General features: G+C 43.3%; 23 protein-coding genes. 10 read left to right on the forward strand and 13 right to left on the reverse strand.

The window, feature by feature from the left end; all coding sequences use genetic code 11:
- Window positions 1-18: 18 nt before the first annotated feature.
- From HB679_RS17740 to HB679_RS17750, 3 genes are all read right to left on the reverse strand, one after another.
- A complete protein-coding gene (locus HB679_RS17740; protein WP_214073355.1) occupies window positions 19-2,064 on the reverse strand; it encodes a beta-L-arabinofuranosidase domain-containing protein in 2,046 nt (681 codons plus the stop codon).
- Window positions 2,065-2,600: 536 nt separating this feature from the next.
- The gene (locus HB679_RS17745; RefSeq protein WP_214073356.1) at window positions 2,601-3,200 is read right to left on the reverse strand and encodes a hypothetical protein; all 600 of its coding nucleotides are present in this window, start codon (window positions 3,198-3,200) and stop codon (window positions 2,601-2,603) included.
- A gap of 12 nt (window positions 3,201-3,212) precedes the next feature.
- On the reverse strand, window positions 3,213-5,585 hold the full coding sequence (locus tag HB679_RS17750) for an alpha-L-rhamnosidase C-terminal domain-containing protein (RefSeq protein ID WP_214073357.1): 2,373 nt from the start codon (window positions 5,583-5,585) through the stop codon (window positions 3,213-3,215).
- Window positions 5,586-6,337: 752 nt separating this feature from the next.
- Here HB679_RS17750 and HB679_RS17755 point away from each other — a divergent pair.
- The 3 genes from HB679_RS17755 to HB679_RS17765 all read left to right on the forward strand — a co-directional run bounded on the left by HB679_RS17755 (window position 6,338) and on the right by HB679_RS17765 (window position 9,495).
- Window positions 6,338-7,333, forward strand: a complete 996-nt coding sequence (locus HB679_RS17755) for an acyltransferase (protein WP_214073358.1) — start codon at window positions 6,338-6,340, stop codon at window positions 7,331-7,333.
- A 44-nt stretch (window positions 7,334-7,377) separates the two neighbouring features.
- A complete protein-coding gene (locus tag HB679_RS17760; RefSeq protein ID WP_214073359.1) occupies window positions 7,378-8,925 on the forward strand; it encodes an FAD-dependent oxidoreductase in 1,548 nt (515 codons plus the stop codon).
- Between the two features lie 93 nt (window positions 8,926-9,018).
- Entirely contained in the window at window positions 9,019-9,495 is a 477-nt protein-coding gene (locus tag HB679_RS17765; RefSeq protein ID WP_214073360.1) for a DinB family protein, read from the forward strand.
- Here the strand turns inward: HB679_RS17765 and HB679_RS17770 are convergent.
- The 4 genes from HB679_RS17770 to HB679_RS17785 form a co-directional block, all read right to left on the reverse strand.
- Window positions 9,485-9,943: an SRPBCC family protein gene (locus tag HB679_RS17770; protein ID WP_214073361.1), complete on the reverse strand. Its 459-nt coding sequence runs from the start codon at window positions 9,941-9,943 to the stop codon at window positions 9,485-9,487. The two genes, HB679_RS17765 and HB679_RS17770, sit on opposite strands and share 11 nt — an antisense overlap.
- 4 nt (window positions 9,944-9,947) lie before the next feature.
- Complete coding sequence (locus HB679_RS17775) at window positions 9,948-10,163, reverse strand: hypothetical protein (RefSeq protein WP_214073362.1); 216 nt, start codon at window positions 10,161-10,163, stop codon at window positions 9,948-9,950.
- A gap of 101 nt (window positions 10,164-10,264) precedes the next feature.
- Window positions 10,265-10,705: a hypothetical protein gene (locus HB679_RS17780; RefSeq protein ID WP_214073363.1), complete on the reverse strand. Its 441-nt coding sequence runs from the start codon at window positions 10,703-10,705 to the stop codon at window positions 10,265-10,267.
- A gap of 11 nt (window positions 10,706-10,716) precedes the next feature.
- A complete protein-coding gene (locus HB679_RS17785; RefSeq protein WP_255547651.1) occupies window positions 10,717-11,295 on the reverse strand; it encodes a sigma-70 family RNA polymerase sigma factor in 579 nt (192 codons plus the stop codon).
- A 199-nt stretch (window positions 11,296-11,494) separates the two neighbouring features.
- Here HB679_RS17785 and HB679_RS17790 point away from each other — a divergent pair, with 199 nt between their 5' ends.
- Window positions 11,495-11,860: a CoA-binding protein gene (locus HB679_RS17790; RefSeq protein ID WP_214073364.1), complete on the forward strand. Its 366-nt coding sequence runs from the start codon at window positions 11,495-11,497 to the stop codon at window positions 11,858-11,860.
- Between the two features lie 229 nt (window positions 11,861-12,089).
- Here the strand turns inward: HB679_RS17790 and crtD are convergent, their stop codons facing one another.
- The 6 genes from crtD to HB679_RS17820 all read right to left on the reverse strand — a co-directional run bounded on the left by crtD (window position 12,090) and on the right by HB679_RS17820 (window position 19,712).
- Window positions 12,090-13,562 carry a 1-hydroxycarotenoid 3,4-desaturase CrtD gene (gene crtD / locus HB679_RS17795; protein ID WP_214073365.1) on the reverse strand — a complete coding sequence of 491 codons (1,473 nt, stop codon included), beginning with the start codon at window positions 13,560-13,562 and terminating at the stop codon, window positions 12,090-12,092.
- A gap of 222 nt (window positions 13,563-13,784) precedes the next feature.
- Window positions 13,785-14,339: a type 1 glutamine amidotransferase domain-containing protein gene (locus HB679_RS17800; RefSeq protein WP_214073366.1), complete on the reverse strand. Its 555-nt coding sequence runs from the start codon at window positions 14,337-14,339 to the stop codon at window positions 13,785-13,787.
- A gap of 191 nt (window positions 14,340-14,530) precedes the next feature.
- A complete protein-coding gene (locus HB679_RS17805) occupies window positions 14,531-15,286 on the reverse strand; it encodes an energy transducer TonB (RefSeq protein ID WP_214073367.1) in 756 nt (251 codons plus the stop codon).
- A 110-nt stretch (window positions 15,287-15,396) separates the two neighbouring features.
- A complete protein-coding gene (gene recN / locus HB679_RS17810; RefSeq protein ID WP_214073368.1) occupies window positions 15,397-17,076 on the reverse strand; it encodes a DNA repair protein RecN in 1,680 nt (559 codons plus the stop codon).
- A 251-nt stretch (window positions 17,077-17,327) separates the two neighbouring features.
- A complete protein-coding gene (locus tag HB679_RS17815) occupies window positions 17,328-19,235 on the reverse strand; it encodes a M56 family metallopeptidase (protein WP_214073369.1) in 1,908 nt (635 codons plus the stop codon).
- Between the two features lie 108 nt (window positions 19,236-19,343).
- Window positions 19,344-19,712 carry a BlaI/MecI/CopY family transcriptional regulator gene (locus tag HB679_RS17820; protein WP_214073370.1) on the reverse strand — a complete coding sequence of 123 codons (369 nt, stop codon included), beginning with the start codon at window positions 19,710-19,712 and terminating at the stop codon, window positions 19,344-19,346.
- Window positions 19,713-19,958: 246 nt separating this feature from the next.
- Between HB679_RS17820 and HB679_RS17825 the strand changes: the two genes are divergently transcribed.
- From HB679_RS17825 to HB679_RS17855, 6 genes are all read left to right on the forward strand, one after another.
- Window positions 19,959-20,360, forward strand: a complete 402-nt coding sequence (locus HB679_RS17825) for a hypothetical protein (RefSeq protein WP_214073371.1) — start codon at window positions 19,959-19,961, stop codon at window positions 20,358-20,360.
- A 31-nt stretch (window positions 20,361-20,391) separates the two neighbouring features.
- Entirely contained in the window at window positions 20,392-21,297 is a 906-nt protein-coding gene (locus HB679_RS17830; protein ID WP_214073372.1) for a hypothetical protein, read from the forward strand.
- 306 nt (window positions 21,298-21,603) lie between these two features.
- A complete protein-coding gene (locus tag HB679_RS17835; RefSeq protein ID WP_214073373.1) occupies window positions 21,604-22,104 on the forward strand; it encodes a hypothetical protein in 501 nt (166 codons plus the stop codon).
- A gap of 38 nt (window positions 22,105-22,142) precedes the next feature.
- On the forward strand, window positions 22,143-23,051 hold the full coding sequence (locus HB679_RS17840) for a hypothetical protein (protein WP_214073374.1): 909 nt from the start codon (window positions 22,143-22,145) through the stop codon (window positions 23,049-23,051).
- 557 nt (window positions 23,052-23,608) lie between these two features.
- Window positions 23,609-25,072 (forward strand): hypothetical protein, encoded by a 1,464-nt coding sequence (locus tag HB679_RS17850; RefSeq protein WP_214073376.1) that lies wholly within the window; start codon window positions 23,609-23,611, stop codon window positions 25,070-25,072.
- Window positions 25,073-25,125: 53 nt separating this feature from the next.
- Window positions 25,126-26,397, forward strand: coding sequence for a hypothetical protein (locus HB679_RS17855; protein ID WP_214073377.1), 1,272 nt, complete (start codon window positions 25,126-25,128; stop codon window positions 26,395-26,397).
- Window positions 26,398-26,449: the final 52 nt, after the last annotated feature.

Genomic DNA, 26,449 nt, shown 5'->3' on the forward strand with positions numbered 1-26,449 from the left:
CTTATTTTTTGCGGATGTTTATTCAATCACCGGGAAAGCCGAGATCCTTAAACGTGCGCCACCCATGGGTACCAGGGTTAAGGCCGCGGTTGCGGTTTCTGTTTTCACCGGGCTTTGCGGTAATACACCGCACAATCCGTATTTATCAATGGTCCAACCCGGGATCTGTTTGCCTTTGGCTTTCAACTCGATAGGAGCATTGGCGTTGGTAAACGGATTGCCATCCTTTGGCCAGGCTTTATGTACCACAGTAAATGATTTGTCCGGGTGCTGCGGATCTATAAATAAACCATAGTTCCAGGCAGTAGCCGGATAGATCTCGTACGCCGGCCATTTGTTTGGATCGGCAGTGGCTTGCCAGCCCGAATCGCCCATGGCAGTGGTAGTGCTGTTGCCTTTTTTATAGGTTTCGCCAATTTTTAACGAATAAGTAAGCGGACCGTAATTTACGCTCACGCTGTTTCTATTGTCGGCCCATTGGCGCACTTGTATGCGCATAGGTAGTTTAAGGCTGATTTTGTCGCCATTTTTCCATTTATCGGTTAGTTTGATATAGCCGTTGGTAATGGCAGCCATCTTAAGCGTTAAACCATTAACCGCAATGGTAGCGCCTTTACACCAGCTTGGTATACGGAAATATAGCGGGAACGCCGTAGTAACCGGTTTGGCGGTTGCTATGCTAAAATTAACCACATCATTAAACGGATATTGCGTGGCGCTGGTTATTTTAACGGTATTGCCTTTGCCAACTTTGGCAGTGATAGTACCTGCCTGGTAAAGCTGGGCGGCAAGGCCATTATCGGCGGTGGCCATCCACGCGTTTTCGGCATAGTAAACCCAGCCTGCGCTGTGGTTATGCTGGCAGCAGCGGCTGCTAAAAGGGTTCATCATCAAAAATGGACCGCTATTATCAATACCCGGCGAATGGTTCTTGCTATCATTCTGCACCATGTTAGGCGCGGTTAAATAACGTAAAGCTTTATAATCGCTGGTGAAAGCTGCTGGGAAGGTGTTGAAGGCTACATCCTCGCAGTTATCTGCCCAAAAATTATCGCCGGTATATTGCAGCAGGTATTCATCGCTGGTCATTTGTTCAACCATGCCGCAGGTTTCCACAGCCTGGCGCGGGTCGGTATAACCTTTACGCGCATTCTCGTCGGCACCAAACATGCCGCCCGGCACTTGCCCGTAAATATTGCGGATCAGTTTAAAATCGTTATACGACGCATTTAAATCTGCATCGTTATGGCTTTGCAGCCAGTAGGTAGCCGGCTCGCGGAAACACTCGGCCACGTTAACATTGTGCCAGTTGGGTAGTTTGTTAGCCTGGCGCCAGTCGGCGGTATTTTTGTCGACTTTAGTTGCCAGGTCCAGTAAAGATTTATCGCCTGTAATATTGTATAGCCAGTAAATGCTCACCAGGTAATCGCCGCCGCGGCTGTTCTCCCAGTAATCCTTCAAAAATTTATCATCAGGCACGGTTTGCATCCACTTGAAATAATTGGTCATACAGGTTATCACGCGTTGATCATGGCTGTACTCATAATAACTGCGCAGGCACCAGATCATCGGCATGTTGGCCCATAAGTCGCGGTTGCCGTTGTCTTTGGTAATGATAGGGCCCATATCACCGTCAGGGCGCTGATTGTCCAGCACGGCATCAATCCAGAATTTAGTGTCTTTAATCATTTTTGGATCATTCAACATATAGGCCATATCGCCATAACCTTTTAACCAGTAAGGCAGCTCTTCCCAGCCATATTTGCCTTTGCCGCTTTTATTGATCCAGGCATTGTCGGTTTTTGAGAGCCAGATGCTGATCTCGCCCAGGTTACCGGTCAGTCCGGCGCGTTGCAAATCAAGTTGCTTGCGTAACCAGCCGGCAGGTTTAAATGCAGTAACCGGCAGCTTAATAAATTGCTGCGGCATTAGCGGCGCACGGTTGCTGGCATAATAAGCGTTGGTGCCCTTAATGTCGGCTTTTGCCAATACCTCGGCGGTTTGAGCGTAGGTATGCGCACCGCAGGCAAGCAATAGCGACAGATATAAAATCGATTTTCTCATAAATAATAATTAACAGGCATTAAATGCAGGTTGATTGGAGGCGGTAAATATACATTTAATGGCTATTAGTACAAACGCAAGCACGATGTTGAAAATTGTATTTCCAGGGTTTGGCTAAAGCCAATCTCTTTTATCTGAGTGTCCGTCCCATAAATGGGACGGCAATGAATTTATATTAAGGTTAGAAGGGCTATTAAATAGCAATCGTTTAATTCATATCCGTTGGCTTCAGCCAACGGATATTTGAACCTAAAGGTGACGGCAATGAATTTATAAGCAAAGTAAATTGAAATGATAGCTCTTATTTCATTGCCGTTGACTTTAGTAAACGGATATTGAATAATTTAACATTTGGCTTTAGCCAAACCCTGTCGGGTGTCCGTCCCATAAATAGGATGGCAATGAATATCAATCAAGATATAGAGCGTTGTTAAAACGCGCATTTATAATTCATTGCCGTTGGCTTCAGCCAACGGATAAAGCAACAGTGCAAATTGGCTTTAGCCAAATCCCTGCGCCATTTTTGTAAGTTCAAACTATTGTTGTTTGTATTCTTTAGAGATAGTTTTAGATACCAGTTTGCCGGCCGACATTTTTATGGTCCACACACTGGGTATAACCGGGATGTCCGGATAAATGCCGGTGTCTATGATTTGAACATTTGCAGAAAGGGTATCAGGGCCTATCACCCGGCCATTTTGTAAAGTCGGTTTTTGTTTTGCCAGTTTCCGGGATAGCTTCTTACCCGCTTCAGTCAGGCTATCCTGTTTCCACATAAAAGTTTTAAAGTACTTTCGTTCTATGGCGCTGGTACGTTGGTCGGTCAGATTTTTTGAAATCCCGTCGTCGTCATGCATCAAAACCGGGAAGCCGTCGAATTGAAAGAAATCTGTGGGTTTAAAACTTGTAACATCCGACGCATAAACGATTACATGCAACCTAAAGTCATCACGCTTACCATGATTTATGGTTACAACAAACTCTTTGATTTTATAGTGGGCAACAAAATGCCGGATGTATGTTTCATAACCTTTTAGCTGACTCGTCAATACCTTGTTTTTAAGGATGCGTTGCGAATATGCGTTACCAGTCAAAATCAGCATAAAAAACAAACCGAATGCAAGTCTCTTTTTCATTGCCCTGTGTAATTAAAAAATGAAACCATTGTCGCCGGCTGCCAAAGGCTTCTCTACGCCTTTCCAGATAAATACACCGCTTGTTCCCGGTGGTAAATTTACCTTGACATAAAACGCTTTTTGGGTCAATATATAGCTCACGCTGATCTTACCATTAGGATGCGGCATTTCGCCACTGGCATTTTTCAGATCGCCCAGGTGCGGTTCAATCCTGATCTTTTTGAAGCCGGGCGCATAGCTGTCTATCCCCAAAATGGTTCTGAAAAACTCAATGTTAGGACTCGATCCCCAGGCATGGCAGTCACTGCGACTGGCGGGTACGTCGCTCATTTCGGCCCAGGTGGTTAGGCCCAACTTAATGTCTTCGCGCCAAATGTCCAGCCATTTCATATAATCATTACCCAGCCCAGCTTGTGTTAAAGCCTGATGCAGGTAATATTTAAAATAGATGGTGCATTGCGTCAGGCTGGCATCAGTTAATAGTTTATGGGCAATGGCCGGTGCAATAATTTTTTCGGCTGCGCCGGATAATATGGCCAACGAATTGGCATGCTGCGAGAACTGTTTTTTATCCTCGTTATCGGCATATAAACCTTTTGCGGCATCCCAATATTTAGCCTGTATAATTTGTTTGAGTTGTGCGGCTTTGGCGCTATAATTCAGCGCTAAAGCGGACATGCCTAATTTGGCTTCCATCTCGGCCGCCTGCTGATACGCGATCAACAACTGCAGATCTAAAATAGATGAACCGCCTTTGCTGCCGATAGGCGGTGAGCCGCCGCCCCAACCGTTAGACCAATCGACAAAAGTCCAATAAGGTACACCTTTTAATGAGCCATCGGCCTGCTGGTAACGGCTGAAAAAATCCAGCACCGCGCGTTCACCTTGCAGTTTGCCTTTGATGAAATTGGCATCGGGCCGGTACATCCAGTAATCATGCAAAATACCGATGTACCACAACGAAAACGTAGAAATAATCTGCGGACTAAACGATGGATGCCTGCTCAAAGTAATGCCCTCGCCCAACCGCGAGTGATCCATCAGGTTTATGGCATTGCGCATCAGCCGGTCGTCGCCACTGTTGTAATAGCTTACCATAGCTTGTATGCGGGTATCGCCAATGTATTGCAACTGCTCGTAATACGGGCAATCCATATAAGTTTCTATTGCATCCATCCGCGCGGTGCGCCAGCCTATGTCCAGCATCTGCTGCATTTCGGGGTTATCGGTTTTTAACTTGGCGTTAAGCTGAAACGGATAGCCGGTGGAGGTGCCGTAAATATCATCAATCACCAAAGGCTCGTCGGCAGTATGTACAATTAGCCTGATATAGCGGAACGTGCGCCAATACATCGTCGTAAAACTCTGCCCTTCGGTTCCGTCGGCAATCAAGCTGTCTTTGCGCCCGCCCATTTCTTTACCCTCGACGGCATTTCTATCACCTTTACGGTTCCCATACTTCGCCAAATTGTCAAACAGCGACTCATTATAAGTAAGCGATATGCCCGCGCCCTTGCCCTTGCTGAAGTTTAGTGTCAGGTAAGCATTGGTGAGATAGGTTTGGTCCAAAATCAAAGTAGCCGTTGTATTTGCGGGGACTGTCAAAGCTGTTTTGTTGACCGGGAATCCATCAGGCGCGGTAACGCCAATTGCTTTGCGTAAACTTGGGATGCGCTGATAGGTACGCTCCATCTGCGGGATCTGCGATTGCACCAGCATCCAGCCAAATGCATCTTGCATGCCTTTAGGTTTGCCATGATCAATGATTGTAGCCCCGTACCAGCCGGGAAAGTCCGGATCTTTAGCCACTGCATTTTTCAGGGTTTGGCTTTCGACAACCAGTTCACCTGGTCCGGCTACATAATAAGCGCCATAGCCTAAATAGACAGGGAGTGGTTTATAGCCAATGTCGCGTATAGCCTGCCAGCTCTTATTGGTATTCAATATTTCTTCGGCAGGGGTGGCGCCTTGCAGAATAAAGCCGGTACGCAGACTAATCTGCGCCTCGGGCCTAACGTCCGCTTCATTCCAAACCTGCGCAGCTACGGTATTGTTGCCGGCTACCAAATAGGGCGCCAGGTCGACATGTTCATAGTTCCAGAAATAAGTATCGCCGCGCGCCGGTCCGCAAGAAACCAGCGCGCCATTAACATATAATTTATAGCGATTATCGGCCGATACATTCACAAAAAACGTTGCCGGTTTTGCTGGCAGATCGATCTTCTTACGAAAGTAATACACCCCATATTCATGGTTGATTTCGTTACTGGCGGTTATCCAGTAAGCATTCCAGGGTTTGGTGGCGACGGCCATGTCCGGCGTTTGCGCGAAGGCACTATGTAAAAGGCCCAGCAGACATAGGGCTGCAGTAAATATTGGTTTCATTGAGGTTTATGCAAGTGGTTGTTTAAAGATAGGGATAAAATTGGTTAAGGTGAGTTTGCCCATTTTAACAGCGTGTTGCTGCTGGTCGCTTGTATACCGCTCTTGGCCGCGGAGGCCAGTTACTTTACCTTAGATGCAAAGTAACCAAACATCAAGCCAATCCAATCGCTTCCGCGCGCAAGGCCAGACTCCCGGCCCGGTGGATTGGCAGGCCTTTACGCGCATTTTTTGATTCTACACAGTTAACAGAATCTGCAATAGAACCGAAACGTCAGACGCAGAGCTTCAGGTGAAAGCGGGTAAAACAATGGTGGCCTTGTGCGGCTGCAGGGCTGTTGGGAATGTTGCCTGAAGCGCAGGCCCAGGTGCGACAACCGGCGGCAACAGGCCCCTGCCCAGGTTTTACCTGATTTGCAGGGCAGAGGCCCGGAGCGCAAAGAAGCCTTGCGGGTGACTTGATTTTTGGTTACTTTTCATCAAGGAAAAGTAACAGCCTTAGCGGCAATTGAGCGCTAGACGAGCGATAAGTTAACTACCTAGTATTTGAAGAGATTGCCATTTCTTACGTACCTTTACACCATCCCGGATAAAAACCGGGCAGTATTATGATCAAAGAAATAGAAATAGTTTGCCCGCCCGGGCACCAGGATGGCCTAAATAGCGATAATTTGTTTAAAGAACGTTGCCATTAGTTGTCGATATGATCGAAGCTATTTATAAAACAAAATGTAGCTTTGGGCAAACCTGGCACAATGAAATTTGACACCGGCAGAAACCATACGATTGATTTGATGCGATTTGTTGCGGCTTCTTGCGTGGCTCTGTTTCATTTTAACAAGTTTATCCCGTATGTCGACAATTTTTACAGAAACCTATGTAATTATGGTTTTTGGGGTGTTCCGGTGTTTTTTGTCATTAGTGGCTACTGTATCCACATTGCCCAGGAACACGTTAAAACCCCGAAAGAATTTATTATAAAACGATTGTTCAGAATCTATCCGCCCTATTGGTTTAGCCTGATAGTCATTTTGGCGATTGTTGTATTTTTAAAGATAATAACCGGCTATAATTCGGCTGCGGTTTTGCCAAAAACATTTAGAGCCGTGCTTGCAACCATTTTTTTATACACCAACCCGGTTACCAATTATAAAACCATGAACTGGGTTTATTGGACCTTGTGCTATGAGCTGGCTTTTTACCTGATTATTTTTCTTGCCCTTTTTTTAAAGGAACAACTACGATATATCTTATTGGTTATTCTAAGTATTGCCACTTTAATTATACCCATACAAAACGTTGGCCTGCTGTTCTTTTTACCCGGGCTGCCTCAGTTTTTACTGGGCTATGCGCTTTATGTGCTTATTCATAAAAATAAAGTTTATGGGGCCATATTATGGTTATTATCAATGGTGGGTACAGCTATAAAGCATCCAGGATACGAAATGCTATATCTGGCATGCGGGTTTACGGTCTGCATCCTTATTTATGTCGACTTTAAAAAGCCTTTGCCCCCAAATATTTTTAGTAAACTGGGCGATTATTCTTATTCATTATACTTGCTGCATGTGCCTGTTGCCATTTATCTGCTTGGGTTTATAAAATCGAGACTAATCATGCAAACAAATGTCTTGCTTAATATCATAACAGATTTAATGCTGTTGTTGGTGGTGATCATAGTTTCGAAATACGCTTTTTTGAAAATAGAACTGCCAGCTATAAAATTGGGGAAGAAAATGGCGAAAGACTAAAAATCGTACCTTTGCCCCATCCCGGATAAAAACCGGGCATTATCATGATCAAAGAAATTGAAATAGTTTGCCCGCCCGGACAGCAGGACGACCAGGAAGTTTTAAAAAAACTATCGGCATCGGCACTCCATATATCCCCACAAAAAATTACCGCGGTACAGGTTTACAAACGCTCTATTGATGCGCGTGGCCGCCGTGTGGTTTACCGCATGCAGGTTAAGGTTTTTGTGGATGAAGTTTATCACCCTGAAACTTATACGCAGCAATATCCAAACGTCAAAGATGCCAAGCCGGTTATCATTATCGGTGCCGGTCCGGCGGGACTGTTTGCGGCTTTGCAGTGCATTGAAATGGGGTTGAAACCCATTGTGATAGAACGAGGCAAGGCGGTTAAAGAGCGGCGTCGCGATTTGGCCAATATCAACAAACAGGGCCTGGTAAATCCCGAAAGCAATTATTGTTTTGGCGAGGGTGGGGCAGGCACTTATTCTGACGGCAAACTATACACCCGCTCCACCAAACGTGGTGATGTAAATGCGGTATTGAAAACCTTTGTGGCGCATGGCGCTGCCGAAGATATTTTGGTAGATGCCCGCCCGCATATCGGCACCAATAAATTACCGCAGATCATTACCGCTATCCGCGAAACGATATTAAATGCCGGCGGCGAAGTTTTGTTCGATGCTAAAGTAACTGATTTACTAGCCGATTTTGGTAAGATCCAGGGTGTGCGTTTAGCCTCCGGCGATACGATTAAAGCCAATGCTGTTATATTGGCTACGGGCCACTCGGCGCGCGATGTTTTTGAAATGCTGCATCGGCAAAATATTTTGATCGAGGCCAAGGCATTTGCTTTGGGCGTACGCATCGAGCATCCGCAGGAAATTATTGACCAGGCGCAATACCACTGCGAGTATCGCGGACCGGATCTGCCGCCATCTTATTATAATTTGGTGGAACAGGTTGATGGCCGTGGGGTGTTCTCCTTCTGTATGTGTCCCGGCGGCATCATTGCCCCCTGCGCTACAGAACATGAAGAAATTGTGGTGAATGGCTGGAGTCCATCGAAAAGGAATAATCCCTTTGCCAACTCGGGTACGGTGGTACAAATTAACCTGGAAGATGTTAAAGGCGATAATGCCGATCCGTTTAAAATGCTCAACTTTCAGCATAGTATAGAGCAACTGGCTTACAAAGCAGGCGGCGGTAAACTGGTGGCTCCGGCACAGCGGATGATTGATTTTGCGCAAGGCAAACTCTCTGTAGATCTGCCCGAAAACTCATACCTGCCCGGCACCAAAAGCGTTGAATTGAAAGAGGTTTTACCCGACTGGATCAATGATCGCTTACGCGAGGCGTTGCCTGTATTTGGCAAAAAAATGAAGGGTTATTTTACTAACGAAGCTATTTTGGTAGGGGTAGAGTCGCGCACGTCATCGCCCATAAAAATACCGCGCGATAAAGAAACTTTGCAGCATCCGCAGGTGCAGGGATTATTCCCATGTGGCGAGGGCGCAGGCTATGCGGGCGGTATTATTTCGGCAGCTATTGATGGGATAAATTGCGCTGTAGCAGCAAAAAAAATTATATAATTGTCATTGCGAGCGAGGAACGAGCGTGGCAATCGCAAGGATGCAATGTTCGCGATTGCCACGCTACGCTCGCAATGACAAATTTTTAAGAAAATGACTACCAACGAAAAGCTACAACAAGAATTAGAAAAAGTATTATCCGGCCAGCCTTGGTACGGAGAGCCAGTCTATAACATCTTAGATAAAATAACATTTGAAAGCGCCTACGAGCGCGCCGGCCATGCGCATACCATTGCCGAAATTGTGATGCACCTGGTAAGCTGGACCGAAGAAGTGATGGATCGACTGAATGAAAAGCCGGCCTCTATGCCGGTAAGCGGCAACTGGCCAGATCCCGGCGCGCCGGACGAACAAAAATGGAAATTGTGGATTGAAGACTTTAAGCTGGTAAACGTAAACCTGGTAAAAACCATTCAGGATTTCCCGGACGCTCAATGGGATGAACCCATTATTGATGAGCGCGGAACCAAGCCGGTAACTACTTATAAAGAAACCGTAGAGGGCCTTATCCAGCACCATATTTATCATACTGCGCAGATAGCGGTATTGCTAAGGGTAATTATAGGGTAGTGTACTGTTCGGCTATCACGTCTTTCAAAATGGAAAGATCTGTTAACAGGGCGCCTTTGTTTAACCACAGCAGAGGCATCATAAAAACATAACGAAGTTTGACGGTAAGGTCAACAAGGCAAGTTATCAGCGTACCGCCCGGCGCGGGTTCAAAACGCATGGTCCAGATTGCCTCCTTAAACATAGGCGAGTTCTGCAACGCTATTTTAGTTTGGTAGCCGGGAATGTTTTCAATAATGCGGTATGACATGCGCAGCCCCGTTTTTTGCCAGGATTTTTTAGGGGCAATAGTGTCGAATGTAAAACCTACTGCAGCATGATGGTCGCCTGAAGTGGGTATGATCTCAGCAACACTTCGATCCCATTTTGGTAAAAAGTACGGGTCCTCAAACAACGCCCAAACCTGTTTAGGCGTTTGCGGAACAATAATGTTTGAGCTTAAATGCACCGTCTTAATACTCTAACTCGGTACAAGCAAAACCGGCGCTGTGCAATAGTGTCTCTACGTAACGTGGCGACAGGTCATTAGACACTACACGCAGAATTTTATCGCAATCTTCCAGATCAATATTCCAGTCTCTGATGGATGATACCGCCGACAATACCGGCTGAACTTCGTTTACCTGTTCGGGTTTAGCTACGTTGGTTGAAAATATAAGTACGTTCATGGTTGTGGGTTTAGTGGTTTAAATTGTCATTGCGAGGAACGAAGCAATCGCAAGGAGAAAAGTTCGCGATTGCCGCGCTTAGCTCGCAATGACAAATTGTTTTATTCTTCGGTTTTCTTTGCCTCGTCTTCAGTATCAAACTGGTCCCAGGCTTGTTTAAACGGATGATCGCCGGCATGCTGACCCCATGGGCCGCAATTAGCGCGGTCGCGCATTTTTTGCTTGAATTTTTCTTTTTGCTCTGGTGTCATGCTTTTAAAACGCTCCTGCATTTTTTGGCGCATCCACGGGTTACCGCCCCAGGGATTGCCTCCCCATGGGTTACCACCCCAGCCACCGCGTTTACCGCGACCAAAGCCAAACAGTATTTTGCACAGTATAAACACGCCCATGGCTTGCCAGAAGGTGATAATACCTACATGTAAAATGTCGGGCAATAAATTGTTCCAAAGCTGCATCACCACAAAACTGATGAGTGACAGGAAGGCCGCTACCGCAATGGGTATGAATATAAAACGGCCTTTAAAAAATATTTTTTTCATGTTCTTAATTTTTAATTTGTTATGATCTCTTGATATAATTGCTGCAACCTGTCGCGCAGATGCAAAACCGCGTACCGCTTGCGCGATACCAGCGTATTTACGTTTACACCCGTCAACTCCGATATTTCCTGGAAGGTCATATCATCCATCTCCTGCCAAATAAATACCTGCTTTTGTTCTTCAGGTAATTCATCCAGTGCGGTAAACAGCTGTTCCCAAAACAGGTTACGCATGTATTCGCTTTCAGGCGTGGTCTCTTCGGGCATCAGCAAGTCTGCAAAGGCCGATGTATCGGTATCTTCGTCGTCATTGCCGCCGTTAAACAGGTCGTCAAGTAAACTTTCTGATTTCTTTTTATGCTTGTCTGTAATCTTATTCCTTGCCACTTTATACAGCCAGGCGCCTGTCTGCTCAATAGGTTCAGAATTTACCAGTGCGCTAAACTGGTACCACACATCCTGCAGGATATCTTCAGCATCAGCATCATTTTTTACCCGTTTACGGATAAAGCCCAGCAAGTTTTTACCATACGCTTTTATGGCGTTTAGTACATGGCTGTTTCTTTCTTCGGGCATTAATGCTGTTATCAATTTTTTACTTGTTTAAAGGTAAAGACGAATCATACCTGAAAACATTTTAAATTTTTTTAATTATTTTTTGTGATATAGGTTTGACTGACAAAAGCCTGAATTATTACAACTTGGCGTAATATTTGAATAACCTTACCCGAGTCCTCTCCCCAGGAGAGGGGATTAGTGGGACGATTAGAGAGAGGGCTTTTTTTAAATTATGGCTGATAAAAAAACATTAGTATTAGGCGCAACACCCAACCCGGACAGGTACGCTTACCTGGCTGCAAACCGGCTGAAAAGCCACGGGCACAGTATTGTGAACGTAGGATTAAAAAGTGGCGAAGTAGCAGGCGTGGCTATTGAAAAACCGGAGACCATCCATCATGATATTGATACGATAACGCTGTACGTGGGTCCGCAAAACCAGGAAGCGCTGTATGATTATATTTTAGCGACGAAGCCTAAACGCATTATTTTTAACCCCGGAACGGAGAATTCTGAACTACAACGCATGGCAGATGCCGAGGGGATTGAGACGCAGTACGCCTGTACTTTGGTGTTATTGTCGATAGGAGAGTATTAGCATGGTTAGTTGTCATTGCGAGCGTAGCGTGACAATCGCGAATTTTGCATCCTTGCGATTGCCACGCTACGCTCGCAATGACAAACTTGTTTTGAAAGGTTTTCCATAAATTACTAAAATGGGCTGTCACCCTGAGGCTCTCGAAGGGTGAGCGTTGGGACAGTCGCGCGTTTATTGGCCTTTGCGCTCATGCTTCGAGTGCCTCAGCATGACAGCCGGTGTTTTGGCGTCACCCCACCAACTCACCCACAATCTTAGCCGACAACAAACACAAAGGTATCCCACCGCCCGGATGCACACTCCCTCCGCAGAAATACAGATTTTTTATTTTGGCCGACTGATTAGCATGGCGCATAAAAGCGGCGTATTTGCTGTTTGATGAGGTGCCGTAGATGGCCCCCCGGTAAGACGAAGTTTTGCTTTCGATATCGCGTGGATCTAGCACGCTTTCGCTGATGATTAACTTGCCGATGTTTTCATTTAATCGGCTGGACAATTTAGCCATGATATTTTTTCGGGCTTTGGCAATTAAGGTATCCCAATCCTGCCCGGTATTGGCGGGTACGTTGATCATCACAAACCAGTTCTCGCAGCCCGGCGGCGCATCGTTCGGTTTGAGTTTAGCGCTGATATTGAGGTAGATGGTTGGATCATGATAAATGTTTTTTTGCTGCCAGATATGGTCGAACTCGGCTTTATAATCGGCACTGAAAAAGATGTTATGCAGATCAAGCTTCGCGAACTTTTTATTGATCCCCCAGTAAAACACCAAAGCCGAGCTGCTGCGCTCCTGCTGTAAAACTTTCTGCGGATGCAGCTTTGGTTGATCTTTTAACAATTTGGTGTAGGTAAACCAGATATCCATGTTGGATACAACAATATCCGCGGCTATTTCCTCACCCTTAACTTTGATTCCTGTTGCTTTGCTGCCACTTAGCAAAATACTTTCCACCGGCGATTGATAATGAAATTTTACGCCCAATTCAATAGCCAGTTTTACTAATGAAGTAACGATGCCATACATCCCTTCAACCGGAAAATAAGCCCCGTCATGCTGTTCCAAATGCGGAATAACATTTAAAGTAGCAGGGGCAGTATATGGGTTGGAGCCGTTGTAAGTAGCAAATCGATCGTAAAACTGAACCATGCGTACATCTTTAAACAGGCTTTGATTTGCCTGGTGCATACTGTGGCCGGTATCCAGTTTTTTTAGGTTGATAAATGCCTTAAAACCTTCTTTGGTAAATAATGTTTTTAAGCCGGTGAAGGGCTTTTGCAAAAAAACCGGGTTGGTTAATCTATAGATCTGAGCGCTATTAACAGCTTGTTTTTGCAATGATGCCGCCGGCTCGCCAATGTGTGTGTTGACTTCCTTTTCAAATTGCTGCTTGTCAGCATAAGCGGTGAGCTTGGTGCCATCCTCATAAAAATACTTGCAGATAGTATCCAACTTTTGATATTGAAAATATTTTGATGGGTCCTTGCCTGCCAGCTCAAAAAGCTCGTTGATATATTGCGGCATAGTCAATAAGCTTGGCCCGGCATCAAAACGAAAGCTGTTTTGTTGTAACTCGCTCATCTTGCCGCCCGGCGTCGCGTTAGCTTCAAAAACAGCAACCGCGTAGCCTTTTACCGCCAGCCTGATAGCCGCAGCAATGCCTGCTATACCTGCACCAATGATGACCGCATTTTGGGTTGACATAGTGCAAATTTAAGAAAGCGGGAGGGATTTTGGAGTTGATTTTTATATGGTTTGTAATACTGTCATTGCGAGCGTAGCGTGGCAATCGCAAGGATGCAATGTTTGCGATTGCTTCGTCGTTCCTCCTCGCAATGACAAATTGAAATTACTTTTCTGAGTTATACTAAAAAAAGCCCGCACATTAGTGCAGGCTTTCCAAATTTTAGCAAATTAAAGACTTTCTTAAGCCTCACTATGCACACCCTCTGCAATCTCTTCGATCATTTTTTTATTGAAAGCAGGCAAATCATCCGGCCGGCGACTGGTTACTAAACCGTTATCGACAACAACCTCTTCATCAACCCAATGCGCACCGGCATTTTTTAAATCGGTTTGCAGCGATGGGTAGGAGGTGAGTTTGCGACCCTTCAGCATACCGGTTTCAATCAAAGTCTGCGGACCGTGGCAGATTGCCGCTACCGGTTTACCTTCTTCCAGGAAAGAGGCAGCAAAGGCCACAGCTTCCTTATTTTGGCGCAGCTTATCAGGGTTCAACACGCCGCCGGGTAATACCAGTGCGTCGTAGTCGTCGGCGCGGGCTTCTGATAGTTCTTGATCTACGTCCACCTCAATGCCCCAATTGGTTTTGTCCCAGGCTTTGATGCGGCCGCTTTTGGGTGATATAATTTCGACGGTTGCGCCGGCGTATCTTAATGCTTCTACGGGGCTGGTTAACTCTACTTGTTCAAATCCTTCTTCTGTGAGTACTGCTACTCTTTTGTTGCTTAACGTTCCCATGGTAATTTAATTTAAGGTTATCAATGTTCCTTAATTATACTACAGGCGGGATTTGGGATGGTTTGTAAAATTTTGAAAAAAGGGAAATCATCTCCACGCGTCATGCCGAATTTATTTCGGCATCCCACCAGAAAGGCTGAGTAAGCGATTACTTAGCGAGTGGGATGCTGAAACAAGTTCAGCATGACGCGTTAATTAGTTAAACTGAATTTCACGGTAACGGTATGATATACCGCTATAGGCCAATTGTCTAAAATGCCGGGCTTCCATCTCGGGGCGCCCTTTAGTATGTTTAGCAGTTCTTCATCGCAACCATAACCGATACCTTGTAGTATTTTAAAATGGATCAAAGTACCATCTCGTTCTACCGTAAACTGAATTTTTACCTCGCCTTCAATATTATTTTGGATAGCTTGTTCTGGATAAGTTAGATGTTGTTTGATATAAGCTAAAAAGTGATCATTATCACCGGGGTATTCGGGGAACCTTTCTATATTATCTATTATCCGGGCATTGCTCGATGAGATAATTTTGAATGATGGCATAACTTTTCGGTGTCTCCTTTTAGCGGTTATGATAACACTGTCTTTTTTATTTAGGTCGATAGTTTTAGGAGCCGGTAAATAAATAATTAGGTACCTGCTACCATGGTTATAGTAGTTAGGCGGAGAAGTGAACCTTTTATCATCAACGGTAAGCGTATCATTAAAGCTGGCACCCTTAATTGCAAAATACCCGGCACTGTCTGTGCCCGAATACAAGAAATTTAAGTTGTTATCAAAATCGCGACCTTTTGAAGATACCCATACTCTTACCGCCGGGGTACCATCGTTATTATAAACATAGCCACGCAGGTTAATGGTATCTCTTTTTAAAGTATAAGTTTTTTGGGCGATAGCATGTAAGCTAAAAAGAAATAAAAACGATAAGGCTAGTAGGTTTTTCATCGGCTTTAGTTGTTTTATAAAGGTGTCATCCTGAGCTTGTCGGAGGACGAGCGTAAAAGCCCCGCCCGCATACTTCGACGGACTCAGCATGACACCCTGTTTAATGGAATTTAGGCCAACAACTCTCTGGCATTTTGCAAGGCACTTTCGCCCGGGTTGTCACCGCTTAACATTTTGGCCAGTTCCAGTACACGCTCGTCTTTACTGAGTTGTTTGATGCGGGTTCGGGTAGTATCCGAGTCATCATCCTTATAAACAAAATAATGGCTCTGGCCCTTGCTGGCAATTTGCGGCAGGTGGGTAATGGTGATCACCTGCAGGTTGTCGGCAAGTTGTTCCATGATCTGGCCTACTTTGTGTGCTACCTCGCCGGATACGCCGGTGTCTATCTCATCAAAAATAATGGTAGGCAGGGCTGTATTTTTTGCCGTGAGCGATTTAATACTCAGCATCAATCGCGATAGCTCACCACCTGAGGCCACCTTACTCATCTCGGCCAGGGCATGACCTTTATTTGCACTAAAAAGGAATCGTACGGCATCCGACCCGTTATCCCCCAAACCGCCAAAAGAAATGTTGCGTCCGCTTTCTGATAAAGGAGTGAGTTCTATTTTAAGCGCCGAATTGCTCATGCCCATTTCGGCCAGCGTACCTAAAACATCGGCCTCAATAGCCGGTATAGCCTTTTGGCGATTGGCAGATAATTCCCTGGCCAGTTGTTCCAGCGCTGCCTTATCGGCAGCTAATTGTTGTTGTAATTTCTCAATGGCTTCATCACCAAAAACGGCTTGCTGTATTTTACCCGACAGTTCTTCCTGCAAATCCAAAAGCTCCTGGTTGCTGTTTAGGCGGTGTTTCTTTTGGAGATTATAGATGATACTTAGGCGCTCGTTCACCTCAGCGGCTCTTGCCTCATCAGTAGTAGTGCGTTGCTCGATGTTTTCGATCTCGGCAGCAATATCTTTCAGTTCTATGATTGAGCTGTTTAATCGCTCCTGCAACTCTTCGATCTGTGGATTAAACTTTGTCAGCGCGCCTAATTGGCTGGCAGCGTCCTTCAGTTGGATTAAGGCAGCTGCATCGCTATCCTGCATCAAATAATTAGCGCCAAGCAGGTTACGTTTTATTTCTTCGGCGTTATTTAACGCGTAAAGTTCTTGTTCTAATTGTTCCTGTTCATCGGCAGACAGTCCGGCTTTTTCCAGCTCATCAAACTGAAACTGGTAATAATCCAGATCGGCTTTGGCTTTGTCGCTTTCTTCAATGAGTTGCTGCAACTTAGCTGTCGACTTTTTATAGGCCCGGAATTTAGTTTGATACTCGCTCAACAACTCCGGGTGCTTAGCCACCGAATCGACCACCAATAACTGAAACGCCGGATCATTAATCTCCATGGTAGCATGCTGCGAGTGGATATCGATCAACCGCTCGCCCAAGAGCTTCAGGCTGTTCAGGTTCACCGGCGTATCATTCACAAAAGCACGCGATTTCCCATCGGCAGAAATTTCCCTGCGTAAAACTGTCTCGGCTTCATAATCAAGGTCGTTATCCTCAAAAAAATCTTTCAGATGGAAACTGCCGATTTTAAATGTCCCCTCAATAACACACTTTTTCTGCTGATTAAAAAAATACCTGCTCTCTGCCCGCTGACCCAATATCAACGACAACGCACCCAAAATAATCGACTTACCCGCACCCGTTTCGCCGGTTAGGATATTGAGCCCTTTGTCAAAGCTAATTTCCAGGTTATCAATTAAGGCGTAGTTACTTATACTGAGTTTTTGAAGCATAAAAGATACTATTCGGTTTTGCCACTAAATTACAAAATAGCTGTTGTTATCGGCACAAAAGTAGCAAAACAAAAAAGAGAGGCGCGACCCTCTCTTACTAACTAAAAACTATTCTTCAAGATGTCATTGCGAGCGTAGCGTGGCAATCGCGAACTTGCTTCCTTGCGATTGCTTCGTCGTTCCTCCTCGCAATGACAAATAATGTGATGTCCGTCCGAAAATGACTAGCGGCCAAAAAAACGACCGGACGCCTACAGCGGCTGATTATTATCGTCTTTTTCAACCTTTTCCGGTTGCTCTTTCGCTTCAGGCTTCTCTGGCCGTTCTTTCACTTCCTTCTTTTCTACCTTCTCTTTCAAGTCTTTCTGTTCAGCTTTACGGGCTTTCACTTCATCCTTAATCGCTTGTTCCTTTTCCTTCTGCGCCTTGTGCAGGTCATCTAACGCGGCCTTTTTTTCAACTTTGCTCATCCCCATGGTGCCAAACGATTTACCTATTTCGGCATAACCCTTAGCCATATCTTCAACGCTTTTCTGAAACTCAGGGCTTTCATAGTACTTGCTCAGATCCTCGATGCTTTTTTTGAATTCGGGACTGTCATATTGTTTGGCCATCTCTTCCACACTTTTTTGAAACTCAGGGCTGTCGTAATACTTCGTCATGTCCTCAATTTGTTTTTTAAACTTAGGGCTGTCATAACTTTTGGCCATTGCCTCAATTTGCTTTTTAAATTTAGGGCTATCGTAATACTTAGCCAGCTTTTCTACGTGCTTTTTAAATTGAGGTGAGTTAAACTGTTTGGCCAGTTTTTCGCTTTGTTTTGCCAATAGCTCGGCCTGGCGTTTCCATTGGTCGCTGTTGTAGAAGGCTTCCTTATCGTCTGATGGCAAATCATTAACAGAGTTGTATTCGGTTTTTACACCATTATCATCCTCCACCACAATTTTGTATTTTTTGTGTTTGGTGGTGTCACTCAGGTTCATAAACTTGGTGGTGTCGTTTAAATTAACCCATTGGCTGGTATCGGCCAGGTTTTTCACCATCAGCTTGTGTTTGTGTTTAAAATGCGGAACCTCAGGCACAGGCGGCGCCACCGGCGGGCCGGTCAATGCAGCCGTAACCATCCTTATGGCCGGGGCATTTTTAATAATTACTTTCCCGTTTTTAATTTCGGGGTTTAGCCAGGCAATGCTGCTAATGCTAAACGTAAGGGCCAGCAGTGTAATTAACACCGGGCGTATATTTACGGTATGTGTTTTAGTTTTCATGATACGTTCAATTCGGTTTAATAATGCATACTTTTTTGTAGTGGCGGCAAGGGCCAGTTGCCACTGGTATTGTTTATTTTCCTCGAGTTTTAATAAAGCCTGGGCATAGATAAACGGACTGCCGGTTGCGTGCACAACCATATCGTCGCAGCAGTTTTCTCTTTCTTCATTAATCAGGTTACCCACCAACCGGGCAAACGGATTAAAAAACAGCAGTATCCCAATAACCTGCTGAATAAAGTTTAATAAATAATCATGGCGTTTAACGTGTGCCAGCTCATGCAGCAGCACCGCCTCAACCTCATCTAACGACAGGTGCGTAGTCAAAGCCACCGGCATTAAAATAATAGGCTTAATAAAACCGGTAATGCAAGGCACATCCACCCACTCGCTAAAGGCAGCTTGTACATGTTTTTTAATTTGGAGCGATTTAGCCAGCCGCTGCACAGTCTGATCAAAACCGGCGTTGCTGATATTCTGGCGAATACGGTAGATATTGTTCCAGGCCAGCGTCAAACGCAGGGTGTTAAATACTACGCCAACCACGTAGATCATCGTGAGCCAGGGCATATAGGCCGCAATGCCGAAGTACAGCTTGTTGGCAGGCTCGGCAACCTCGCTCATGGAGGCAGGCAAAGCCAGCGGCGGCACCTTCAGCGCCACGGTCGACAGCCAGTTATATTGGCCCAGCTCTTTAAACAGTGTTACCACGAACCAACCCAGCATAAACACCAGCGCGCCATAGCCCACCCAGTATTTCACCGCCGAACTGCGGCCCGGAAAGGCCAGCATAAACAGTCTTAAAACAATAAACACAATTAAGCCCTGCCACAACGAGTGGATAATGGTTATACCTAAAACCTGGCTGATGTTATATAACAGATTTTGCATGCTACTTTGTTTAAAAGTCTATAGACCATGGTCGATAGTCCATGGTGTTTTTTTTATTTATTGTCACTGCTAACTATGGTCCATGGACTATCGACTATGGACCAATAATTATTGCTCAAATTGTTGCAAGTAAACTCTAATCGCATCAATCTCGTCAGACGATGCACGATGTTTGCCCAGCGCCTGGATCACCAGGTCGGCGGTTGATCCTTTAAATACGGTATCCATGATCTTGTCCAGCGCGCTGGTTTGCGCTTGTTCCCGGGTGACTAATGCTTTATAAAGGTGCGTCTTGGCGTTGGTGTCGCGCTCCACCAAACCTTTGTCGGCCATTATTTGCATTAATTTAAGGGTGGTGGTATAACCGGCATCTTTGTATTTGGTTAATTCCTCATGTACGTCGCGCACGGTGCATTGTCCCAGTTTCCAAATCACCTGTAATATCTCCAGCTCGCTTTCTGTTGGTTTCAGTTCCATATCTAATTCTCTTCTTCTACGAATATCTTCGTACAAAGATGTACGATAGTTTTCGTATATGCAATAGTTGTGCGATTTTTTTTGTAATAAATTTTGAGTGCAAAATTTTTGCATTAGGTAATAATAGATTTGAGTAATAACTAAAACTTAAATCTTATGAATTTAAAAAACAACCAAAGAGCCCCGAGGGGCAAACGACGCGTAGGGCTATTTCTCCTTACAATTTTCACCTGTTCGCTGTTGATTATGGCAATTCCATCGCCTACTGATGCGCAAACTCCTATTGCCACTATAACGGGCAATTCAGTAAATGTTGACACTTTTCAAAGCGGCGATAACACTTATTTCCATAGTGTTATTCAAACCAGCGTTTCTATTGAGGGGTTCAGTTTGCCAACAATTACCAGCGAATATTATTGGGCCGTAAATACTTCAACCGGAGTGCCTGCTACCGGCGCCGGTTCGTATCAGCAATCTGTATTTGGCCACACAGTCGATTCAGGGTTAAACACAAACGATCAAATTCAATTGGATCACCAGCTAATGACTGAAGTAACTACTGGCGCAACCGTTTCTAATTATGTCTCAGGAGAAGGTAGTTTGCTTGAAGAAGGAATAAGCTATGGCTATGGCTATTACGGTTATTAACAAATCAATTTAATTTAAAAAAATGAAAAAAATGAAAAAAATATTTCTATTAACGGCTGTTGCCTTGTCGACAGCTTTTTTCTTATCGCAATGTAAAAAGCTGTCATCAGCTGTTCAGGATGGTTCATCTAATAATAAATCAATCTCGGTTCAAAAAACTGTAAACGATTTTAATAACAAACAGTGGAGCCCGCAACTTCTGGGTGCTTTAAATACTAAGATTGCCAGGTACAAAGCGTTGAAAGACACTAATAACATGGACCCTACAAAAATCCCGGCCTCTATTAATTATCAGGTAAGATACAACGCAGGCGATGCACAATTAATTAAAGCACAAAGAGCCTTTATAAAAGGCAGTGGATTTTTGTTAGTGGACCAACAGGTAACTGTTAAAGATGCCGAGGCAGCGGGAATTGCTGTAACCAGCAATTCAACTGTAAATGGAATTCAATTAGCATTAATGACTGATGATTTTGAAGGTGCCGATGCCCGTTACAAGGCATTTGTATCAAACAACTCATCAAACGGCTTTTTACCTGTATTTAAGCAGGACGCAGCTAATTTAATTATTCGCAAATATTTGTTAAATAACGCATCAAAAACAGCGGAACTTAACACTTATCTAGGCGATTTGATCAACAGCGGATCGCAAGATTACCCGTTGATATACTTAGCGCTGAATAAATTAAAAGATCAGGTACCGGCAACTGCGCTTAACAGCTATAAAGCTGCTGTAGCAACTAACAAGGACGCTCAAAAATTCCGTCAACAGCTAAAATTAGAACATGATAATTTAGTTAGAAGCGCAGCTACCCTGGGCGGCAGATTAAGCCAGGTACTAAACTTGCAAGCTTCAATGTTGGAAATACCACAAGCTCAGGCTACGTATTTTATGAATAAAATTAAAGGAGTAAGCCAATCTAGCGTTAATATGTAGGCTAATAGTAAAATTATAGTGTTGGCGATCCAAGCATAACATCTAAACAATTAATAAAAAAGAGCGTTGATTAACGCTCTTTTTTTGTTGCACATTTCTTGATAAGAGATAACAACATCACACTATAAATATCGTATCCAGCGGGCTTTATCATCATTACACTTCCTTGAACCAATCAAGAACAGCCTTTGCTATTAGGAAAAGGTTAATAAATTAGCCAGCATTTCTTCTATTTATTTAAATAAATTTTGAGTGCGAAATTTTCGCATCAGGTAATAATAGATTTGAGGAATAAACTTAAATCTTATGAAATTAAAAAACAGCCCAATGGCCCCAAGGGGCAAACGACGCTTAGGAATATTTTTCCTTGCAACTTTCTCCATCCTTGTATTGATTATTGCAATTCCGTCTCTATCAAACGGGCAAACTTACGATACAACAATTACTAGTAACGGAGGCACTGTTTCCAGTTTTCAAGATGAAACTAATACTTATTTTCATAGCGAGTGGGAAACCGGATTTTCTGTTGACGGAACACCTTGCCCGGCGGGTGTAGAGAGCACATTTGATTGGGCTGTAAACAACCAAACTCTGCAACCGGCCGTTGGATCGGGATACTATACTATTAAAGCAAATGGAGGTATCGTTTCTCAGGGTTATGGTACTAATGATGAGATCCAAACAGACCACCAACTAATGGATGAATTAAATGCTGGCATTACCATTTATAATTATTTAGACGGTGTGGGAAGTTTACTTTATCAGGGCATAAAAAATGCTTACGAATACTATTACCCTGGTTTTTAATAAATATATAGAAGTACCAAACACATACATATAAAAACATGAAAAAAATATTCATATTAACCATTGCGGCGATGGCAACTGCTTTTTTCTTATCGCAATGTAAAAAACTAACATCTGCGGTTCAGGATACTGCATCCAAGGATAAAAAATCGCTAACTATTCAAAAAATGGTAAACGACTATAATAGTAAACAATGGAGCCCGAAAACTCAAGACGCTTTTAAAACCAACATGGCTAAATTTAATGCGTTGAAAGACACAAACAACATGGATGCCACAACTACCCCTGCCACAATGAATTATCAGGTTAGATATAACGTGGGTGATAAACAATTAATTGCGGCGCAGCAAAGTTTCATAAAAAGCAGCGGGTTTTTGTTATTAGACGAGCCAATCAGTGTTAAAAATGCCAAAGCTGTCGGAATTACGGTAACCAGTTCTTCAACTGTCAATGGCGTTCAATTAGCTTCAATGACTGATGATTTCGAAAGCGCAGACGCACGTTATAAAGCATTTGTGTCAAAGAACTCATCAAATGGCTTTCTGCCTGTTTTTAAACAGGACGTGGCGAATTTAATTATCCGCAAGTATCTTTTGAATGATGCATCAAAAACCACAGAGCTTAATGCATATGTAAATGATTTGATAAACAGTGGATCTCAGGATTATGCTTTAATATATTTATCATTAAATAAATTAAAAGATCAGGTGTCATCAGGTACGCTGGCTGGTTATAAATCTACAATAGCCAATAACAAAGATGCTCAAAAATATCGCAAACAGCTTAAAATAGAACATGACGCTTTAGCCATGAATGCATCTGCTTTGGGTGGCCAATTAGGCCAGGCGCTAAATTACCAGGCTTCTATATTAGAAATACCAGCAGTTCGTGCTAAATATTTTATGAATAAAATTAATAAAATAACCAAGACGAGCATTGATATGTAAGTTTGACGTATTCTAAAAAAAGAGAGCGTGTAATTACACGCTCCCTTTTTTTATTACTAAAATTGATTTGCATTGACACGCATAAATAACGGTTTATTTTCGAAAGCATTTATTAGGTAAGTGATGCTAGCCAGCCGGAATATTTACCATTCCGCAAGCAATGATCTAACAGTCCCAGTTTGAAATAAAAGTTAAATGTTAAAAAATCAACGGCGTTGCTGACCATTTTCAAGGAATTATCGGTCGGTGTTCTTCAACAAATTTAAAATTAAACTTTCCCGGGTTTTCGTAGACATAGCTTTCTCTAAAATTGTCATATTTAACTGCGGCTCCTAAAAACCTTAATATGTCAATATATTCAAAAACGGTACGTTTAGACACCGCCAGCTTTTTAGCAAGCGTATCGGGGCATCCGGTCCCCTTCCGTTGGATTAGGCTGTCAAGATATTCCAGCCTATCAAAATAGTACTTAGGCATTGATGTGATAATAATTTAGGTACCTAAAAATAAGGTATTTTTTTAATTAAAATCAAAGAAAAATATAAAAGAAAATTATAATGTCTAAAGAGCGATTGATATTTCTTGCTGCACTAATTGTTTACGTAGTTTATGCTGTTTTTAATAACGGTTTTTACTACTATGATGAACATTATCAGCTCATTGAATTTGCAGAATTAAAGTCGGGCAACAACCTGCCGTCCGACTTAACATGGGAGTACGCTTTTAAAATACGGTCGGCATTACAGCCGGCAATTGCTTATTGGTTTTTTAGTTTGTGCAGGGCATTTAATATTAATAACCATTATACGCTAATTACGTTGTTACGTGTAGCTACGTCTGTAATTGCGCTATCAATTGTCACATACTTTATCAACCAAACTTCTTTTCTTATTCAAGACCGTTTAAAAATCTGGTATAGATTATTAGCCTGTTTTTTATGGTTTCTTCCATTTATCAATGTCCGCTTTTCATCCGAATCGTACGCTGGTTTAGCTTTTATGTTAAGCATTGCCGTATTTTATTCGCCCCTAAAACAAAAAGCCTATCTCATGGGCTTACTCTTTGGGCTAAGCTTTCTTTTTAGGTTTCAAACCGCGTTTTTGTCTGCCGGTTTTTTTTGTTGGCTGATCTTTATCAATAAAGCAAACTTTAAATTTTTATTAAAACTTGCTGCTGCGGGCGTGTTCATGCTGGCAGTAGGTTTTTTAGTCGACACCTGGTTTTATGGCGTACCCGTTTTTACTTTTTATAACTACTATATTGCTAATGTTATTCATGACGCCGCCTCGGGCTGGGGAGTGTCGCCCTGGTATTTTTACTTTACCGAAAGTTTGCAGACCCTGAATGCAGCCATGGCGCTGTTAATTTGGGTATGCCTGCTTTTTCAGTTTATATTTAACAGGCGCGGCTTAATTTGCTGGGCGGTAGTTCCGTTCTTATTGGTGCATTGCCTTACACCACATAAAGAACTCAGATTTCTTTTCCCAATGGCTAACTTAATACCATTGTTTATCATGTTAACCGTGCAAACGGTCATTGCCTGGCGTATCCCTAAACCCCTACGGTACACGCTGGCAATTACCACAATATTAATATTAGCTATTAACGTGCTCTCCATATTTGCCGTAGCTTTTTCGCCGGCCGATTCAGAGGGCCGGATGACACTAACAAAATATATACATGATCACTACCCCGATAAAAAAGTTCAGCTATTAGTATTTGGCTGGGATAATCCTTACAGACCCATCCCAGAAAAACAGAATTTTTATTTAGACAAAAACGTACAGTGGAAACAATGTGATTTATCGGCTATATCAGACTCAAATAAAGGAACAAAGAACCTGATAATAGTCAGAGATAGTAATCTGTCTTTGTGCCAGCCTTTCTTACAGTTTCTAACTATCGGCCGGCTAAAATCAGGAATACCAGCCTGGGTAAAAATTATCAATAATTTTCTTGGATTTAGAAACGGATCATTAACTTTATATGAGATTAAAGCGGTTAACAGTACCGGCACATAACACAATTTGAGTCGGCTTACGCTTAATCTACCATAAACCTAACCTTATTACCAGTGAAAAATCTAAACCTGAAGCACCCTGTTGCTATTATTAGCTTACATATTTTTGTAGTTATTACAGCTTACCTCTTATGCAATGCCTTTTTACAAGGATACGCCGCCCCCACAAACAGCAATTTGCAACACTATGATGTTGCCTATTACTATTCCATCAAAAACATAGGTTATCTTTTTTTACGGGGGCGCGCTAATAACCTGGCCTTTTTTCCATTGTTCCCTTACCTGTGGGGGCTCACAACGTTGAATATCTTATTTATGGGGATATTTAACTGTCTGTTGTTTTCAGGCTCTCTTTATTTGCTGCTTAAAGACAGCAAACTTCCCGGCAACATTTTGCTGTTCTTATTGTCATTTCCATCATTCTTGTTTTTTGTAATACCCTATGCAGAGGCTTTGTTCTTCTTTTTCAGTGTGTTTATTATTTTAGGCTACAAAAGGCAGTCAGATCTTTTATTGTGTATTGGTTTGCTTGGCGCTTCTATGGTGCGTTCAACTTGTGTGATTTTTGTACCCGCTATAATTATTTGCGATGTATTTGAAATGTACTCTTTAGGGTTTAGCAAGCGCCGGTTATTAGCCATGCTTTACCGCATAGCTGCAAGCATAGCAGGTTTTATAGCAGCGGCGTTTTGGATGGCCTATTATACCCATAAATGGTTTTATTTTGTCGCCGTGCAAAAGTACTGGCACCGCGCCTGGTCGCTGCCGCGCTTTCCGTTAACAACCATACAGGCCAGCCGGGTTTTGAGTTTAGATGCCATAGCGTTTGTGTTAGCCTGCATTGCGCTGTTTTTTTGTTTTATGATATTAATTAAACTGATTAAGGGCCAGCGAACTGCCGACAGCGATGCAGGGCTGATTATAGAAAAACAGGTGTTGTTTTCAATTTTATTTATTGTCGGCGTGACAATTTTAGATACAGGTTTCACCAATAAACTCAAAGACGGCACTAACATCTGGAGCCTTAACCGGCACATGATGTGCACCGCGTTTTCAGTATCTTTTATCTTATTCCTATACCAAAAATACAAACCCACCCGTAACGAATTAATAGGCCTGGTGCTTATTGTACTACTGGGCATTTATGCTACAGGTGTTTTTCATTATTTAAAGCTGACCATGTTTTACCTGCTGTTTTTTGTCGCCCTGTCATCACTTAAATTTCAGTTTAAACTCAATAAACTTTTTGTTCTTTATTACCTGTTTGCTGTTTTCTTACAGATCTCCTTTTATAGCGATTTTTTGGCTTATAAATGGGTAGGATAGTAATTGACGCTTCAGTCTCTGGTCGGTGTTATCCCCACAGGTGTTCGGAAGG

The sequence above is a fragment of the Mucilaginibacter sp. dw_454 genome (genome assembly GCF_018449775.1).
Lineage (GTDB): Bacteria > Bacteroidota > Bacteroidia > Sphingobacteriales > Sphingobacteriaceae > Mucilaginibacter.

What these genes read in the sequence shown, in the direction of transcription:
- HB679_RS17775 (WP_214073362.1), bottom strand. Translation starts at nt 10,163, where the DNA reads ATGAACGTACTTATATTTTCAACCAACGTAGCTAAACCCGAACAGGTA.
- HB679_RS17745 (WP_214073356.1), bottom strand. Translation starts at nt 3,200, where the DNA reads ATGAAAAAGAGACTTGCATTCGGTTTGTTTTTTATGCTGATTTTGACT.
- HB679_RS17755 (WP_214073358.1), top strand. Translation starts at nt 6,338, where the DNA reads ATGAAATTTGACACCGGCAGAAACCATACGATTGATTTGATGCGATTT.
- HB679_RS17805 (WP_214073367.1), bottom strand. Translation starts at nt 15,286, where the DNA reads ATGAAAAACCTACTAGCCTTATCGTTTTTATTTCTTTTTAGCTTACAT.
- HB679_RS17800 (WP_214073366.1), bottom strand. Translation starts at nt 14,339, where the DNA reads ATGGGAACGTTAAGCAACAAAAGAGTAGCAGTACTCACAGAAGAAGGA.
- HB679_RS17825 (WP_214073371.1), top strand. Translation starts at nt 19,959, where the DNA reads ATGGCAATTCCATCGCCTACTGATGCGCAAACTCCTATTGCCACTATA.
- HB679_RS17760 (WP_214073359.1), top strand. Translation starts at nt 7,378, where the DNA reads ATGATCAAAGAAATTGAAATAGTTTGCCCGCCCGGACAGCAGGACGAC.
- HB679_RS17830 (WP_214073372.1), top strand. Translation starts at nt 20,392, where the DNA reads ATGAAAAAAATATTTCTATTAACGGCTGTTGCCTTGTCGACAGCTTTT.
- HB679_RS17740 (WP_214073355.1), bottom strand. Translation starts at nt 2,064, where the DNA reads ATGAGAAAATCGATTTTATATCTGTCGCTATTGCTTGCCTGCGGTGCG.
- crtD (WP_214073365.1), bottom strand. Translation starts at nt 13,562, where the DNA reads ATGTCAACCCAAAATGCGGTCATCATTGGTGCAGGTATAGCAGGCATT.
- HB679_RS17780 (WP_214073363.1), bottom strand. Translation starts at nt 10,705, where the DNA reads ATGAAAAAAATATTTTTTAAAGGCCGTTTTATATTCATACCCATTGCG.
- HB679_RS17820 (WP_214073370.1), bottom strand. Translation starts at nt 19,712, where the DNA reads ATGGAACTGAAACCAACAGAAAGCGAGCTGGAGATATTACAGGTGATT.
- HB679_RS17790 (WP_214073364.1), top strand. Translation starts at nt 11,495, where the DNA reads ATGGCTGATAAAAAAACATTAGTATTAGGCGCAACACCCAACCCGGAC.
- HB679_RS17815 (WP_214073369.1), bottom strand. Translation starts at nt 19,235, where the DNA reads ATGCAAAATCTGTTATATAACATCAGCCAGGTTTTAGGTATAACCATT.
- HB679_RS17840 (WP_214073374.1), top strand. Translation starts at nt 22,143, where the DNA reads ATGAAAAAAATATTCATATTAACCATTGCGGCGATGGCAACTGCTTTT.
- HB679_RS17750 (WP_214073357.1), bottom strand. Translation starts at nt 5,585, where the DNA reads ATGAAACCAATATTTACTGCAGCCCTATGTCTGCTGGGCCTTTTACAT.
- HB679_RS17765 (WP_214073360.1), top strand. Translation starts at nt 9,019, where the DNA reads ATGACTACCAACGAAAAGCTACAACAAGAATTAGAAAAAGTATTATCC.
- HB679_RS17835 (WP_214073373.1), top strand. Translation starts at nt 21,604, where the DNA reads ATGAAATTAAAAAACAGCCCAATGGCCCCAAGGGGCAAACGACGCTTA.
- HB679_RS17850 (WP_214073376.1), top strand. Translation starts at nt 23,609, where the DNA reads ATGTCTAAAGAGCGATTGATATTTCTTGCTGCACTAATTGTTTACGTA.
- recN (WP_214073368.1), bottom strand. Translation starts at nt 17,076, where the DNA reads ATGCTTCAAAAACTCAGTATAAGTAACTACGCCTTAATTGATAACCTG.